Raw genomic sequence first — 15,345 nt, 5'->3', positions numbered from 1 at the left:
GGTACTGTTTCCTGCGGCCGCCGTCCGGCGCGGTCGTCGCCGGGGCCCTGTTAGGTCTGGTTGTTGGTGTGTGGGCACGATGCCGCACAGCAGCCGTGACGAGCCCTCGATTCCCTTTGAGCTGGCGGTATCGCGCTTGTGGGCTGCGCAAGAACGGTGTACTCGAAGTTGCATGCAGCAAGTATGGAAGCAATGCGGGCAACTTGCAAGGAGCTGGCCGAAAATGGAAGCACAAAAGCAAACCCGGGCCAAACCGGGGAGGCCATCGCCGTGCGCGAAACCCTAGCATGAAGCGCAAAACGCAGCTTGTTCGGGTGCTTTGTTGGGCACTTTGCAAGTTCGACGCGTTCGTTGCCGGCTTGCTCTATTACAATCCGAATGACAGACTGGTCATGTCAACGCTACGCGGAGAAAGGGCTCACGCACCATGAGAAGGAAGATCGGCATCAAAGAGATCGAGGACATGGCGCTTGGCGCAACCGTCCTTGGCGCTGGCGGGGGCGGCGACCCCTATGTTGGCAAGCTTATGGCCATCGAAGCTATCAAGAAGTACGGCGAGGTGGAGCTTATCTCGCCTGACGAGGTTCCCGATGACGCAGTGGTGTGCGTTTCGCAGATGATGGGCGCGCCCACCATCATGGTGGAGAAGATTTGCAGCGGCGCCGAGCCCATGGCCACCTACGACGAGCTGGTCAACGAGCTGGGGCAAGAGCCCTACGCCATCTACGCCGTCGAAGCGGGCGGCGTGAACTCGACCATCCCGTTCATCCTGGGCGCGACGCGTCAGATTCCCGTGGTGGACTGCGACCTCATGGGGCGCGCGTTTCCCGAACTGCAAATGACCACGCTGGGCATCAACGGCGTGAAAGGCCAGCCGGCGGTGCTCGCTGACGAGAAGGGCAACACCGTTACGGTGCGCGGCATCGACGATCGCTGGCTCGAGCGCATCGCGCGCCAGGCCACGTCGGTTATGGGCGGCTACACCATCTTGGCCTCGTACCCGTGCACGGGCAAGCAGCTCAAAGACTTCTGCATTCCCGACACCCCCACGCTGTGCGAGGAAATCGGCCGCACCATGCGCGAAGCGCGCGAGCAGCACGCTGATCCCATTGACGCCGTGTTGCGCGTGACCAAGGGCTTCCGCCTGTTCCGCGGCAAAGTGGTGGATGTGGAGCGCAAGACCGACGGCATGTTCGTGCGCGGGCGCGCCATCGTGGACGGCCTGGACGAGGACAAGGGCAGCCAGCTGATCATCGAGTTCCAAAACGAGAACCTTATTGCGTTGCGCGACGGCCAGCCGGTCACCACGTCGCCCGACCTTATCATGTCGCTGGACATGGAGTCCGGTGCGCCCGTTACCACGGAAGGCCTCAAGTACGGCGCTCGCGTGGTTGTGGTGGGCATGCCGTGCGCTCCGCAGTGGCGCACGCCCGAAGGCCTGGCCGTAGTGGGCCCGCGCGCGTTCGGCTACGACATCGACTACGTGCCGCTTGAGGAGCGCGTAGCGGCGGCTCAGGCGACGAAAATCCAGGGGGTGCAGGCATAATGGCAGGTCAGTTGCGCACGTGGCGCTTGGGCATCGACGTCGGCGGCACGAACACCGACGCGGTTATCATCGACGGCGACCTGAAGCTGGTCGCCGCCACCAAAAGTCCCACCACCGAAGACGTCATGAGCGGCATCGTTGCGGCCATGCACGAAGTGATCTCGCAGGTTGGCATGGAGGCCGCTCAGAACATCGGCTTCGCCATGCTGGGCACCACGCATTGCACGAACGCCATCGTCGAGCGCAAGCGCCTCAACAAGGTTGCCGCTTTGCGCGTGGGTGCGCCGGCCACCACGGCCATCAGCTGCATGGCCGACTGGCCCGACGAGCTGAAGAGCGCCATGCGCGTGCGCGACTTCTTGGTGCACGGCGGCAACGAGTTCGACGGTCGCGAGATCAGCCCCCTCAACGAGGACGAGATTCGCGAGGTTGCGCGCGTCGTCCGCGAAGAAGGCTTCGAGTCCGTTGCGGTGACCAGCGTGTTCTCTCCCGTTTCCGACGCGCACGAGAAGCGCGCCGCGGCGGTGCTGCGCGAGGAGCTGGGCGAGGAATTCCCCGTTACGCTGTCTTCCGAAATCGGATCGCTCGGCTTCTTGGAGCGCGAGAACGCATCCATCCTGAACGCCGCGCTCTACGACGTGGCGCGCACGACGGCCGACAGCTTCGAGGCCGCGCTGGCTTCCGAGGGCTTGGCCGACGTGGCGGTGTACCTGGGGCAGAACGACGGCACGCTCATGTCCGTGGACTACGCCAAGCGCTATCCCATCTTCACGATTGCCTGCGGTCCTACGAACTCCATTCGCGGCGCATCCTTCCTGACGCAGGAGAGGGACGCCGTAGTGGTGGACATCGGCGGTACCACCACCGATGTGGGCGTGCTGGCACATGGCTTCCCCCGCGAAAGCATGGTGGCCGTGGAGATTGGCGACGTGCGCACGAACTTCCGCATGCCCGACCTGGTGTCCGTGGGCCTGGGCGGCGGCTCGCTGGTGCGGCAGCTGGACGACGGCCGCGTGACCGTGGGCCCCGACAGCGTGGGCTACAAGGTGACGCGCGAGGCGCTGTGCTTCGGCGGGCAGACGCTGACCGCTACCGACATCGTGGTGGCCAAGGGGCTGGCTGATGGCGTGGGCGACCCTGCGAAGGTGGCGCACTTGGATGCTGCGTTGGTGGATGCGGCGTACGTGGAGATCAAGCGCATCATCGAAGACGCCGTGGACGCCATGAAGACCTCTGCCGGCGACGTGACCGTCATCCTGGTGGGCGGCGGCTCCATTCTTTCGCCCGAAGAGCTTGAGGGTGCGGGCCAGGTGCTGCGCCCGGAGAACTTCGGCGTGGCGAATGCCGTGGGCTCGGCCATCGCGCAGGTGTCCGGCCAGATAGCCAAGGTGTTCTCGTTGTCCGAAACGCCGCGTGACCAGGCGATTGCCGAATCGAAGCAGCGCGCATGCGACGAAGCCATCGAAGCGGGCGCCAACCCTAGCACCGTGGAAGTGGTCGACGTGGAGGACGTTCCCATGGCGTACCTGGGCGATGCGCTGTGCATCCGCGTGAAGGCTGTCGGCGACTTGATGCTGTAGGCTCTTTTCATATCGAAGAAGACTCCGCCGCCTGTGCGCGGAGCCTTCTCAAGCGCAGGGGCGGGACCGGTGACGCATCGGCCCCGCCCCTGCGTTTATCGACGCTTGCACTGCGGCGCCGGTTAAGGCGCCCGTCTGAAACGGCAGCCCGGCCAACCTCGTCGGCCTTGCCGGTCTCACGCCAGAGGCAATCTGGCCGCAGGGCTTTTCAATTCTGTCAAAACGGACGAGTTTTGCGGCGATTTTCCGCCTCTCGCGGGCAGGTTGCCAAGGGGTGTTTTTCATCATGCCTGGTCAGAACGCTGCTTGCTGTATTTATCCTGATTTGAGGACCAGCAAAACTCGTTCGTTTTGACAGAACCTCGACGAAGCGGCGCAAGCAGGGAGAATCGGAGCCGGGTCAAAGGGCGCATCGGCCCCGTCCCTGCGTTTATCGCCCGTTCCCGCACCCTGCATTCTGCCGATACTTTAGTTACTACATATTTTTAAGAACATAAAATTCTGCGTTGACGTATTATGTGTCGGAAGATACTATATGACCCATCGATCGAGGCAACGGGCCTCGACTCTGGGCAACGTTCTAGGGGACTGATATGTTTGTTCTTGATGTCAAGTCGCATATCAAGCGTAACCATCGCTTACGGCAAGCCAAGATGGGCATGCTCATGAGCAAATGGGCCTGGAACCGTAAAGGTTGCCCCCGCCAGTTCAAAGCGTTCTTCTCGCGTTTCACGCTTCCGAAGGAAACCGCTTTGTTCGCTCCGCTTCTGCAAACCCATCGCGTTTCTTGCTCGTCCGCTAACTACGGCGAAGCATCCGCAACGAAACTCTTCATTTTTATAGCTTGAGAAGGCATGCCTTGGTCGCGTGCGCCCTTGCAGGGCCCCGGCCATGTTGTATTCGGACTGCCTAGAGAAAGGGGTTGAAGGCATGGCGTAGCAGCGCCACACCTTCCCGGAGACGAACCGGCTTACCCCCCTGACCGATCCAAGCCATAGGAATCGATACCGCAAAGTATAGACGAAACTTGTTCAGATGCCGCCGTTTTCGGCGACTGGCAGGTCACTTCGCGTGTTTTGACCATCCTACTCATAGTCAGGGACCTCAGCCATACGCTCCTGGAAGGCCGGCCACCGTGCATGGGGCATGTCACGGTGTCGTCTGCGCATCAAGCTTCGCATCGAGCGATCCTTCGAAACCGCATCGACGTGCAGCTTTATTCGCAGAGTGGAAAACGTACTACAACGTTGGAAGCAATTGTTGGACACGAACCCGGAGGGGGACGCGTCCGCACAACAGGAGGTAATCGATGGCTACCAATACAGCCAAGAAAAAGGGGATTCACTTCGCATGGTTCGTCCTCGTCGGCGTTTTGCTGATGATGGGTCTGTGCCGTGGCGGCATCAACAGCGGCATGGGCCTGTTCTTCCAGCCCATCAGCGCTGATATGCATATCGGCGTGGGCGAAGTGGCGATGATGTCGTCCATTTCCGCTCTCGTCACCATGTTCTGGAGCCCGTTCGCGGGTCGTTTGCTCGACAAGTTCGACATCCGCATCGTCACCATCGTGGGCGTTATCGTGCAAGCGGGCTGCTTCGCTGCATTGTCCCTGGTCGACGCCGTGTGGGGCTTCTATGCGCTGGCCGCGCTCATGGCGTTCGGCTCGGTGTTCGTGACCCAGCTGGTGGGCCCGATGATGATCAACCGTTGGTTCAAGGACAAGAACGGCCTGGCCATGGGCATCATGATGAGCTTCGTTGCCATCTGCTCCGCCGTCCTTTCGCCGGTCGTTTCCTCCATCATCGCTTCGTCCGGTTGGCGCATGGGCTACATCGTGCTGGGCGTGCTTGCCCTGGTGGTTGTCATCCCGGCTGCGCTGTTCTTGTTCCGCACTCCCGAGCAGAAGAACACGCTGCCCCTGGGCGCTACCGAAGAGGATGCGAAGGCTCAGGCTGCCGACCCGGCCGCCGCTGCTGCTGCCGCCAAGAATCTGCCTGGTTTGACCTCGAAGGAAGCCCTGAAGACCCCGACGTTCTGGTTCTTCTTCATCTTCATGGTGCTGCTCACCGGCACGCTGGCGTTCGCCTCCATCGTTCCCACGCTTGCCATTGAGGCCGGCTTCGACACCGTGACCAGCGGCTTCGCCATGACGGCGTACATGATCGGCACGGCTATCGCTGCTATCGTGTTCGGTACGATCTCCGACAAGCTGGGCCCCCTGAAGGCTACGATGGTTGCGTGCGCCTGCGGCATCATCGCGCTGGTCGGCTTGATCTTCTTCCGCACGAACCTGTACATGTTCTTCGGCTCGCTGTTCTTCTACGGCTGCCTGTCCGCCACCCTGGGCGTTATCGGCCCGCTGGTTCTGGGCACGCTGTTCGGTCAGAAAGAGTTCGGCTCCATCTACGGCATCGTCATGATGGCCACGGGCATCGGCTCCATGATCCTGATCCCGGCGTACGGCTTCATCTACGACGCCACGGGCAGCTTCACTCCGGCCCTCATCATGATCCTTGGCTTCATCGTTGTCTGCGCCATCTCCATGATCATGGCTTTCAAGACCGGCAAGAAGGTCCAGGCCATGTGGATGCCGAAGGCGTAACCGCATCGCCCCTGCGGTGCTGGATCCGGGCGCGCGATCCGGCACCGCACATCCGAAGCGCGCCACCACCCTTTGGTTTCTGCGGGGCATTGCTCCGTGCATGACGACCCCGAACGGTCGGGGTATCGCCGAAACATCCATCCTGAGAAAGAGGAGGAAGCATCATGGCTCTGAAACTACTGGAAGGCATGAAGGTTATCGAGATCGCCGCGTTCATGGCAGCTCCCATGGGCGGCCGCATCCTGGGCGAGTGGGGTGCCGACGTCATCAAGGTTGAGCCGCCCACTGGCGACAGCAACCGCGGTATCGGTCTTGCACGTCATATTTACAACGGCGACCAGGCTGGTTGGGACTCCATCAACGCCAGCAAGCGCTGCATCACGCTGGACACCCGCAACCCCGAGGGTCTGGCCATCCTGAAGGAAATGCTGAAGGACTGCGACGTGTTCCTGTCGCACCTGCGCCCGAAGGACTCCAAGAAGCTCGGTCTTGACTACGAGAGCCTGTCGGCCATCAACCCGAAGATCATCTGCGGTTCCACCTCGGGCTACGGCACCAAGGGCGAGTGGGCTCCGCGCGGCGGCTTCGACGCTGCTTCGTACGCGGCGCGCGCTGGCTACGACCTGGACTGCCCCATCAAGGGCGACAACCCCATGATCCCGTACTTCGGTTTCGGCGACATCCCCACGGGCACCTACCTGGCGATGGCCGTGCTGGCTGCGTACGTCGAGCAGCAGCGCACGGGCAAGGGCCAGGACGTCAACGTGGCGCTCATGCATGCCGGCATGTGGAGCGTGGGCGTGCCCATCGTGACCGCTGCCTACGGCGACGAGTATCCCACGGATCCGAACTCGGTGCTGCCGCTGGCTCGTCCGTACATGTGCTCCGACGAGAAGGCCATCGCGCTCATGGGCCTGCAGTGGCACAACTTCTGGCCGGAGTTCGTGCATGCGTTCGGCATGGACGAGGGCTACATCGCCAAGTGGCCTGACTACCAGACCGCGCTTGCCGCTTCCGCCGAGATCACCCCGATCATCACCGAGGTTCTTGCCGGCGTGACGCGCGACGAGGCTATCGAGAAGCTCATGACCACCGACATCCCGTTCGACCTGTGCCAGCACTTCTCCGACCTGCAGGACGACCAGCAGGCTTGGGACGCCGGCTTCTTCCAGGGCATCGACTATCCCTCCGGCAAGCACATCGGCATCGTCAAGGCTCCCGCCATCTTCTCTTCGGGCGAGGCTGAGTTCGTGGCCAGCGGCTATCCGGGCGAGTTCACCCGCGAAGTCCTCAAGGAGTACGGCTTCGACGACGCCAAGATCGACGACCTGCGCGAGCGCGGCATCGTGACCGAAGAGGACCAGTGGAACAAAGACCAGTACAACATGGAGAAGATGATGGCTGCCGCCGCTGCCGCCAAGAAGAAGGCCGCTGAATAGCAGCAAAGCAAGAACGATCGGCGGCTGCACGCCGGTTCGAAGAAATACCGTTTCCGATCCGTGCGGGGGTGCGCTCCCCGCGCCCCCGCACGGAGCAACAACACGCCCAAGGAGGCACCACCAATGATCGATTTTTCCAAGACCGAGGAGCAGGAACTGCTTCTTGAGAGCATCAAGGAGCTTCTCGAGCGCGAGTTCCCGCCCGAGAAGGAGCGCGAGTGCTACCGCAACGCTGAGTTCCCCTGGGACGCCTGGAAGGCCATGGCTGAGGCTGGCTTTACGGGTCTTGGTCTGCCCGAGGAGGTTGGCGGCACCGATGTCGACCTGATGACGGTTGCTCTGGCCAACTTCACCATCGCTCGCTACGGCGGCCCGCTGTCCGCGTTCTACTCCATGGGCATGCCCACGATGTTCGATGTGTGCGCCTTCGGAACGCCCGAGCAGATCGAGAAGTACGTCAAGCCCTACATCGAGGGCGGCGCCCCCTTGGCTCTGGGCATCTCCGAGCCTTCGACGGGTTCCGACGTTGCCGGCATGCAGACGTCCTACACGTGGGACGGCGACACCGCGGTCATCAACGGCGGCAAGCACTACACCACGTGCGGCATGGAGGCTCCGGCCATCATCGTTATCGCCAAGGACCCCACCGTGGACAACGTGCACCGCGGCGCTACGATGTTCCTGGTCGACCGCGACACTCCGGGCGTGACCATCAACAAGCTTCCGAAGATGGGCCACGAGGATGCTCCCACCAGCATCTGCGAAGTGTTCTTGAACGACGTGCGCCTGCCTCGCTCCGCCATCTTGGGCCAGGAGCACAACGGCTTCATGCAGACCATGCACAACTTCACCCGCGAGCGCATCGCCAACGTGTCCGGCGTTATCGCTACGGCTGTGAACGCGTTCGAGGACGCTTGCGCCTACGCTAACCAGCGCGAGCAGTTCGGTCAGCAGATCGGTCGTTACCAGCTGGTGCAGGAAATGGTCATGAACATGGCCTGCAAGATCGAGAACATGATGAACATGCTGTACAAGCTGTGCTGGAAGGCCGACAACGGCGAAGACGTGCGCATCCTGGCCGGCATGGCGAAGTACTACTGCTCCAAGACCACTTGCGAAGTGGTCGACGACGCCGTGCAGATCCTGGCTGGCATCGGCGTGGTGGGCGACCATCGCGTGGGTCGCTACTACGTTGACATCCGCAGCTGCCGCATCGCGGGCGGTTCCGATCAGGTTATGGTGTTCAACACCGCTCCGCAAATTCTCAAGCAGTACCGCTAGTCTGATAGTCGCATTGCAGGAGGGTACGGTTCGAAGGGGGGGTTGACGTTTATGAGCTCACGGCATGAAGGCATTCCGCAGAAGTCCATCGATCTTGCCCAGCAGCTTAGAAGGCTTGCTGAAGCATGGGGAGATGAGACGGCGCTGGTCGAAGTCGCCAACAACGGATCCGAGCGCAGCATGTCGCGCAAAGAGTTGTTCGAGGCGGTGGAGAAGGTGGCCAGCCACCTGCATGCCCAGGGCGTGGCCGAAGGAGACTTCGTAGCTGTTGCCTTGCCTAACTGCCTCGAGCATGCGGTGGTCACCATCGCGGCTTGGCAGCTGGGAGCCTGCTGTGTGTTCATGCCCCCCAAGGGAACCGCTTCTGAAAAGCGCGATCTGCTTGGTTTGATCGACTGCCGTCTTCTTGTGTCGGACTGGGATTTCGAAGGATCTCACGGTGCGGCTACGCGAGAGGACGTGCGTGAATGGATGGCCGGAGACTTCCCGGAGGGTTCCGAAAACCTGCCCTTCTTCGCCTGCACGCCGATGCGCGCGGTGGCAACGGGCGGGTCGTCCGGGAAGCCGAAGCTGGTGGTGCAGGGGATCAAACCCGCGTACTGCGGTGCCGACCTGGAAAGCTGGACGGCTATGACCGGCCAGATTGCATGGGGTCGACAGCTGGTGCCGGGCGCGTTGTTCCACAACCTGTACAACAACACCACCTACATTGGCTTGTTCTTCGGGCAGACCGTGTACTTGATGGAGCGGTTCAACGCTGCACGTGCGCTTGAGCTGATTGAGAAGCACCAGATCGATTGCATTGGTTTGGTGCCCACCATGATGGAGCGCATGATGGCCGAGCCGTCATTTACGACGCGCAACCTGAGCAGCTTGAAGGCGGTGTTCCACAGCGGCGGGCCTTGCCCGGACCGCGTGAAGCTTGGCTGGATCGATCGTTTGGGCGCGGATCGCGTGTACGAAATGTACGCGGCAACCGAGATGGTGGGTTCCGCCGTCATTCGAGGCGACGAGTGGCTTGAGCATCGCGGCAGCGTGGGACGACCCGTGGGGTGCGCGTTCCAGATCAGGAGCGAGGAGGGCGAGGTCCTGCCGGCTGGACAGGTTGGCGAGATCTTTGGCAAGCCGGTTCCTGGCCTGATAACGCATTACGTGGGGGCGCCGTCCATAGCGGCCGATGACGAGGGCTACTGCAGCGTGGGGGACATGGGCTGGCTTGATGCCGACGGCTATCTGTACATATCCGACCGCCGGGTGGACATGATCGTCACCGGCGGGAAGAACGTGTACACGGCTGAGGTGGAGAACGCCCTGTTCGATTACCTGGGCATTCAAGATGCCGTGGTGATCGGCATTCCCGATGAGGAGTGGGGTCGGCGCGTGCATGCCATCCTGGAGCTTGAAGCGGGAATGGATGCATCGTCGATATCGTTCGATGACTTGAGCGCGTTTCTTCGTACGAAGATCAGCGGGTACAAGTGCCCGAAGACGTTCGAGATCATCGAGTGCATGCCCCGCACCGATTTCGGCAAGATTAGAAGAAAAGAGCTCATTGAGCAGCGCCTGCAAGGGCTGTCCGAGCATGAGCCTTGCGCATAAGCGCGAACAACGGTATTACCCCGCCGCCGCCGACGGCGGGCATTCGATACAAAGAAGCACTACCTATTAAGGAGGAGTCAGAATGCTGCAAGCACCGATGTACTTCGAGGACGTTGAGGTTGGTTACAAGTTCCAGTCTCCCGGTGGCCGCACCATCACCAACGCTGAAGTGGTGAACTTCGCGCAGATCACGGGCGACTACAACCTGGTCCACTTGGACAAGGAGTTTGCTAAGACCGGCATGTACGGCAAGAACGTTGCTCACGGCGCGCTCACGCTGACGCTGGTGGGCGGCATGCTCAAGCGCACGGAGTTCTGGACGGCTACGGCCGAGACTCTGGGCGATCTGACGGGCTTCAAGCATGTGAAGTTCTTCAACCCGGTGTTCTTCAACGACACGATTCACCTGGAGTGCGAGATCGTGGGCAAAGAGGACAACGGCGACGGCACGGGCACCATCGAGATCTCCATCCTGGGCATCAACCAGGAAGGCACGACCTGCCTCGACAACGTGCGCTACTACTCCATCGCCAAGAAGAACTAACACAAGCAACCATTTGAGGAGGATCTCATTATGAACGAGCAACTGCAGGCAGCTTTCGACGCCAAGTTCAAGGACACCTGGTTCTTCGAGGACGTGCCCCTGAACCACAAGACGCCGGCTACCACGGGTCGCACCATCACCGAGGCTGACATCCTGAACTTCGCCGGCATCTCCGGCGAGTGGGCTCCCATTTACATGGACCTCGAGTACTGCAAGGCCCATGGCCATGACACCGTGCTGGCTCAGCACATGCTGATCTACACGTTCACGCCCTCCATCAACCCCTCCGATCCCATGATGGCCAAGATGAACAACTCCATTCTTGCCACCAAGGGCACGAAGAACTGGAAGTTCCTGAAGATGCCGGCCGTGGGCGACACCGTCTACACCACGTCCGAGATTGTTGCGAAGGACGACAACAAGCCCGAGCGCGGCGTCATCATCATCCAGATGTCGATGATCGACCAGAACGGCGACGTTCTCCAGACCGGCGAGTATCACCTGGTCCTGGCCAAGAAGATCTTCTTCGAGAAGCAGTTCGAGGAAGCCGCTGCCAAGCATCAGCAGTAACAGCAACGCTGCGCACCGTGGCCGACCTTCCCGGCCGGCCACGGTATCGCCTGCGGACATGGACGCTTGGTCCAACCGCTGCGTATCGCCTAGCCGCTTTGTGCGGTACCCAACCGTTTGGTCGAAGCGTCCATGTCGCACGCGCGGCATGCTGACGATAAGTTAGAAAGGATAGTCATACCATGAACATCATCGTTCCCATCAAAGTTCTGGCCGACGATCAGGACATCGTCGTCGCTGCCGATAGGAGCCTGGACGACTCCAAGGCCCATCGCATCGTCTCCACCTACGACCTGAACGCGCTGGAGGCCGCGGCCCAGCTGGCCGCCGCGCACGACGGCTCGAAGGTCGTCGCCGTGTCGGTCGCCGACGCGAAGGCCGACGACTCGAAGCTGAAGAAGGGCATCCTGGCCCGCGGCGTCGACGAGCTGGCCATGGTCGCCGACGACGCCTGCGCCGACCTGGACGCGCACGCCACCGCCGCCATGCTCGCGAAGCTGGTCGGCGCGCAGGGCGGGTTCGACCTGGTCGTGTGCGGCGACGGCTCCGCCGACAACTACGCGCAGCAGGTCGACGTGCAGCTGGCCGACGCGCTGGGCCTGCCGGTCGTCACGGCGGTGTGCGCCATCTCCGTCGAGGGCGGCGTCGCGACGTGCGACCGCATGCTCGAGTCCCAGGTCCAGACCGTCCAGGTCGACCTGCCCGCCGTCGTGTCCGTCGTCCCCGACGTCGCGCTGCCGCGCATCCCGGGCATGAAGGACATCCTGGCCGCCGGCAAGAAGCCCTCCACGGTCGAAGCCGCCTCCGAGGCCGCCCCGGCCGTCGTCGAGATCGTCGAGACGAAGGCCCCCCAGCAGGCCGAGCGCAAGCTCGAGATCCTCGACGCCTCCGTCGACGGCGACATCGAAAAGTTCGCAGCCGCCCTCAAAGCGGCCCTGTAGGAAAGGTTGGTGCAGCAATGAAAGCACTCGTTATAGCCGAAACCCCGCTCGCCGCGCGCGCCCTGTGCGCGGGCGCCCGCACGATGGCCGACGAGGTCGTCCTGATAGCCCCCGGCGTCGAGCCGACGACCGGCGTCGCCGACAAGGTCGTCCACGTCGACGTCCCCGCCGGCTCCGCGATCGACGACGCGTACGCGACCGTGAACGCGATCGCCGACGCCGAGGCCCCGTCCGTGGCGCTGGTCGAGCCCACGCGCCGCTGCAAGGTGCTCGCGGGCCGCTTGGCCGCGCACGCCGGGACCGCCGCCGTCACCGACGTCATCGAGTTCGCCGACGGCCTGGCCACCACCATGTACTTCGGCGGCGTGGGCCAGCGCAAGAGCAAGCCGGCCGGCAGCCTGGCCGTCTACACGGTGGGCGCGGGCGTGTTCGACGAGTCCGCCGCCACGGGCACCGACGCCGTCGAGGAGGCAGCGTTTGAGGCCCCCGAGCGCGCCCTGCGCGTCACGGGCGAGAAGGACCTGCCCGCCAGCGACGTTGACCTGCCTGCCGCCGACGTGGTCGTGGCCGGCGGCCGCGGCTTCGCCGAGGAGGCCGACCTCGAGCTCATGCGCGCCCTGGCCGCCAAGATCGGGGGCGAGTGCGGATGCTCGCGCCCCTTGGCCGAGGGCGTAGACTGGATGCCGAAGGAAGCCTACATCGGCGTGTCCGGCGTGATGCTGGCGCCGAAGGTGTACGTGGGCGTGGGCATTTCTGGTCAGATGCAGCACATGGTGGGCGTGAACCGCGCCGGAACCATGTTCGCCATCAACAAGGACAAGAACGCTCCCATCTTCAAGCAGTGCGATTACGGCATCGTGGGCGACCTCAAAACGGTCCTCCCCGCGCTGGCGGCAGCCCTGTAGGGAGCCGGCGCGAAAGGGGCTGCGGGAAGCGGCCCCTTCACCCCGATACGAGAAAGGATAGGACATGGCTGATTTCGACGCGATCGTCGTCGGGTCCGGCTGCGCTGGGGCCGTGGCGGCCTACGAGCTGGCGCGCGCCGGCAAGTCGGTCCTCGTGGTCGAGCGCGGCAGCTTCGCCGGCGCCAAGAACATGACGGGCGGGCGGATCTACTCGCATTCGCTCAAGAAGGTGTTCCCGGACTTCGAGCAGGAGGCGCCCCTCGAGCGCAAGATCACCCACGAGCGCATGGCGTTCATGGACCCCGCGGCGCAGCTGGCGGTGGACTTCGCCAGCCCGGAGCTGGCCGAGGAGGGCAAGGACTCCTACAGCGTCCTGCGCGGGCCGTTCGACCAGTGGCTGGCCTCCAAGGCCGAGGACGCGGGCGCCGAGTACATCTGCGGCATCGCCGTGGAGGAGCTCTTGAAGGACGGCTCCGGCAAGGTCTGCGGCGTGCGCGCGGGCGAGGACGAGATCACCGCCGAGGTGGTCGTCCTGGCCGAGGGCTGCAACACCGTGCTCGCCGAGCGCTGCCTGGGCAACCCGCGCCCCAAGGCCTCGCAGATGGCCGTGGGCATCAAGCAGGTGCTCGAGCTGCCGGCCTCCCAGATCGAGGACCGCTTCCTGTGCCCGGAGGGCGAGGGCGCGGCGATGCTGTTCGTGGGCGACTGCACGCACGGAAACGTGGGCGGCGGCTTCCTGTACACCAACAAGGACTCGATCTCGCTCGGCCTCGTGGCCACCGTCTCCACGGCGGCCGACGCGTCGAACCCGTACCCGGTGTACCAGATGCTCGAGGACTTCAAGAGCCACCCGGCCGTGGCGCCCATCATCCGCGGCGCGAAGCTGGTCGAGCACTCCGGCCACATGGTGCCCGAGGGCGGCTACAACATGATCCCGAAGTACGTCTTCGACGGCTGCCTGGTGGCCGGCGAGACGGCGGGCCTGTGCATGAACATGGGCTACCAGGTGCGCGGCATGGACTTCGCCGTGGCGTCGGGCCAGATGGCGGGGCAGGCGGCCGTCAAGGCGCTGGACGCGGGCGACACGAGCGCGGCGGGCCTGGCTTCGTACAAGCAGGCCATGGAGGACTCGTTCGTCGTCAAGGACCTCGAGACCTTCCGCAAGTGGCCCCACGTCATGGAGGGCTGGGACCGCATGTTCGGCGAGTACCCCGCCATGGTGAGGGAGATCTTCAACGCCATGTTCAGCGTGGACGGCGCGCCGCAGAAGCCGCTCGTGAAGCGCATGATGCCCATCGTGAAGAAGCGCGGGCTGTTCAAGCTCGCAGGCGAGGTGCGAAAGGCGGTGAAGGCGCTGTGAGCAAGGTATGCGAGATCACGGTCAACGTCGACGAGTTCCTGGCGTTGGACAAGTACGAGGTGGACGAGGAGAACGCCCACATCGAGCTGGTGGACGACCCTGACGACGAGGAGTTCCTCAAGCTGGTGCGCGTGTGCCCGGCGGCCCTCTACAAGGTCGACGAGTCGGGCGCGAAGTCGTTCGACTACGCCGGCTGCCTGGAGTGCGGCACCTGCCGCATAGCCTGCGGCTCGACCATCGTGAAGAAGTGGGAGAACCCCCAGCCCACCATGGGCGTGGAGTACCGCTTCGGCTAGGATTCCGCTATCCTAGACAGAGTATGTGGATTCGAGCAAGCGAAAGGCCCCGATGAAGGCTTCCCTTCAAGAAATAGCGATCGTGACCGAACTTTTCCGGTTGGTGAAAGAGGTCAACCGGACGTGTTCGCAGCCGTACATGGCGCGCATGGGCCTTTCGCAACTCGAAGCCGATGTCCTGATGGTTTTGTCAGGCCATCAGAAGAAAGGCGAGACGATCCGTCCCGGGTCGCTCGCCCGATTGCTCCGCATGCCCGCCAGTTCGCTGTCGCAAGCGCTCAAGCCGCTTGAAGACAAAGGGTACGTGAAGCGGGAACGGCTGCGCGATGATGCGAGAACCGTGTCGATCGAGCTGACGGAGCGTGGATGGGAGCTGGCAGAAGGGTGCCAGTACGAGATGCACGCGCTTATCACGGAATTCTGCAACACGATTGGCGTGGACGAGATCGAGGATCTTATGGCGTCGCTCGACAAGGTGTTGGAATTCGCGAATTCGTACGGCCGTCCAACGCGCGTTTGACGGTCTGTTCCGAGCTTTTTGCTGATAACGCGGCGCGTTTGCTGCGGCTTTCGCCCTGCTGCGTCCATCTTCCCGACATTCGGCTGCTTGTTCTTTGGCGTTCTGCGTTCGTCATGAGATAATGCCGTCAAGACGAAATCTGCACCCAATAAAGGAGTTGTT

The 15,345-nt window shown here is 62.8% G+C and carries 13 protein-coding genes; all 13 read left to right on the top strand.

Going from position 1 to position 15,345, the window contains the following annotated elements; all coding sequences use genetic code 11:
• The first annotated feature begins 427 nt into the window (after positions 1-427).
• The 13 genes from LQE90_RS02675 to LQE90_RS02615 all read left to right on the top strand — a co-directional run bounded on the left by LQE90_RS02675 (position 428) and on the right by LQE90_RS02615 (position 15,183).
• On the top strand, positions 428-1,546 hold the full coding sequence (locus LQE90_RS02675; RefSeq protein ID WP_216529159.1) for an S-methyl thiohydantoin desulfurase family protein: 1,119 nt from the start codon (positions 428-430) through the stop codon (positions 1,544-1,546).
• Positions 1,546-3,126, top strand: a complete 1,581-nt coding sequence (locus LQE90_RS02670) for a hydantoinase/oxoprolinase family protein (RefSeq protein ID WP_216529160.1) — start codon at positions 1,546-1,548, stop codon at positions 3,124-3,126. The genes LQE90_RS02675 and LQE90_RS02670 overlap by 1 nt, the downstream gene beginning before the upstream one ends.
• Before the next feature lie 1,309 nt (positions 3,127-4,435).
• Positions 4,436-5,728 (top strand): MFS transporter, encoded by a 1,293-nt coding sequence (locus tag LQE90_RS02665; RefSeq protein ID WP_114566684.1) that lies wholly within the window; start codon positions 4,436-4,438, stop codon positions 5,726-5,728.
• Positions 5,729-5,892: 164 nt separating this feature from the next.
• Positions 5,893-7,167, top strand: a complete 1,275-nt coding sequence (locus tag LQE90_RS02660; protein WP_216529161.1) for a CaiB/BaiF CoA transferase family protein — start codon at positions 5,893-5,895, stop codon at positions 7,165-7,167.
• Positions 7,168-7,290: 123 nt separating this feature from the next.
• Positions 7,291-8,448 (top strand): acyl-CoA dehydrogenase family protein, encoded by a 1,158-nt coding sequence (locus LQE90_RS02655; RefSeq protein ID WP_114566682.1) that lies wholly within the window; start codon positions 7,291-7,293, stop codon positions 8,446-8,448.
• A 51-nt stretch (positions 8,449-8,499) separates the two neighbouring features.
• On the top strand, positions 8,500-10,047 hold the full coding sequence (locus LQE90_RS02650; protein WP_216529162.1) for a class I adenylate-forming enzyme family protein: 1,548 nt from the start codon (positions 8,500-8,502) through the stop codon (positions 10,045-10,047).
• An 82-nt stretch (positions 10,048-10,129) separates the two neighbouring features.
• A complete protein-coding gene (locus LQE90_RS02645; protein WP_114566680.1) occupies positions 10,130-10,591 on the top strand; it encodes a MaoC/PaaZ C-terminal domain-containing protein in 462 nt (153 codons plus the stop codon).
• A 30-nt stretch (positions 10,592-10,621) separates the two neighbouring features.
• Positions 10,622-11,161 carry a MaoC family dehydratase gene (locus tag LQE90_RS02640; RefSeq protein WP_216529163.1) on the top strand — a complete coding sequence of 180 codons (540 nt, stop codon included), beginning with the start codon at positions 10,622-10,624 and terminating at the stop codon, positions 11,159-11,161.
• 182 nt (positions 11,162-11,343) lie between these two features.
• Positions 11,344-12,102, top strand: a complete 759-nt coding sequence (locus LQE90_RS02635) for an adenine nucleotide alpha hydrolase family protein (protein ID WP_216529164.1) — start codon at positions 11,344-11,346, stop codon at positions 12,100-12,102.
• 17 nt (positions 12,103-12,119) lie between these two features.
• Positions 12,120-13,007, top strand: a complete 888-nt coding sequence (locus LQE90_RS02630; RefSeq protein WP_216529165.1) for an electron transfer flavoprotein subunit alpha/FixB family protein — start codon at positions 12,120-12,122, stop codon at positions 13,005-13,007.
• Positions 13,008-13,071: 64 nt separating this feature from the next.
• On the top strand, positions 13,072-14,367 hold the full coding sequence (locus LQE90_RS02625; protein ID WP_216529166.1) for an FAD-dependent oxidoreductase: 1,296 nt from the start codon (positions 13,072-13,074) through the stop codon (positions 14,365-14,367).
• A complete protein-coding gene (locus LQE90_RS02620; RefSeq protein WP_216529167.1) occupies positions 14,364-14,663 on the top strand; it encodes a ferredoxin family protein in 300 nt (99 codons plus the stop codon). Before LQE90_RS02625 ends, LQE90_RS02620 begins: the two co-directional genes overlap by 4 nt.
• 82 nt (positions 14,664-14,745) lie before the next feature.
• Complete coding sequence (locus LQE90_RS02615; RefSeq protein ID WP_181792544.1) at positions 14,746-15,183, top strand: MarR family winged helix-turn-helix transcriptional regulator; 438 nt, start codon at positions 14,746-14,748, stop codon at positions 15,181-15,183.
• The last annotated feature ends 162 nt before the right edge of the window (positions 15,184-15,345 follow it).

It is taken from the genome of Paraeggerthella hominis (assembly GCF_021044775.1).
GTDB classification, from domain to species: Bacteria; Actinomycetota; Coriobacteriia; order Coriobacteriales; family Eggerthellaceae; genus Paraeggerthella; species Paraeggerthella hominis.
Note: the sequence above shows the minus strand (reverse complement) of the source record. Positions and strands in the feature narration are given on the sequence as shown.

What these genes read in the sequence shown, in the direction of transcription:
- LQE90_RS02675 (WP_216529159.1), top strand. Translation starts at nt 428, where the DNA reads ATGAGAAGGAAGATCGGCATCAAAGAGATCGAGGACATGGCGCTTGGC.
- LQE90_RS02670 (WP_216529160.1), top strand. Translation starts at nt 1,546, where the DNA reads ATGGCAGGTCAGTTGCGCACGTGGCGCTTGGGCATCGACGTCGGCGGC.
- LQE90_RS02665 (WP_114566684.1), top strand. Translation starts at nt 4,436, where the DNA reads ATGGCTACCAATACAGCCAAGAAAAAGGGGATTCACTTCGCATGGTTC.
- LQE90_RS02660 (WP_216529161.1), top strand. Translation starts at nt 5,893, where the DNA reads ATGGCTCTGAAACTACTGGAAGGCATGAAGGTTATCGAGATCGCCGCG.
- LQE90_RS02655 (WP_114566682.1), top strand. Translation starts at nt 7,291, where the DNA reads ATGATCGATTTTTCCAAGACCGAGGAGCAGGAACTGCTTCTTGAGAGC.
- LQE90_RS02650 (WP_216529162.1), top strand. Translation starts at nt 8,500, where the DNA reads ATGAGCTCACGGCATGAAGGCATTCCGCAGAAGTCCATCGATCTTGCC.
- LQE90_RS02645 (WP_114566680.1), top strand. Translation starts at nt 10,130, where the DNA reads ATGCTGCAAGCACCGATGTACTTCGAGGACGTTGAGGTTGGTTACAAG.
- LQE90_RS02640 (WP_216529163.1), top strand. Translation starts at nt 10,622, where the DNA reads ATGAACGAGCAACTGCAGGCAGCTTTCGACGCCAAGTTCAAGGACACC.
- LQE90_RS02635 (WP_216529164.1), top strand. Translation starts at nt 11,344, where the DNA reads ATGAACATCATCGTTCCCATCAAAGTTCTGGCCGACGATCAGGACATC.
- LQE90_RS02630 (WP_216529165.1), top strand. Translation starts at nt 12,120, where the DNA reads ATGAAAGCACTCGTTATAGCCGAAACCCCGCTCGCCGCGCGCGCCCTG.
- LQE90_RS02625 (WP_216529166.1), top strand. Translation starts at nt 13,072, where the DNA reads ATGGCTGATTTCGACGCGATCGTCGTCGGGTCCGGCTGCGCTGGGGCC.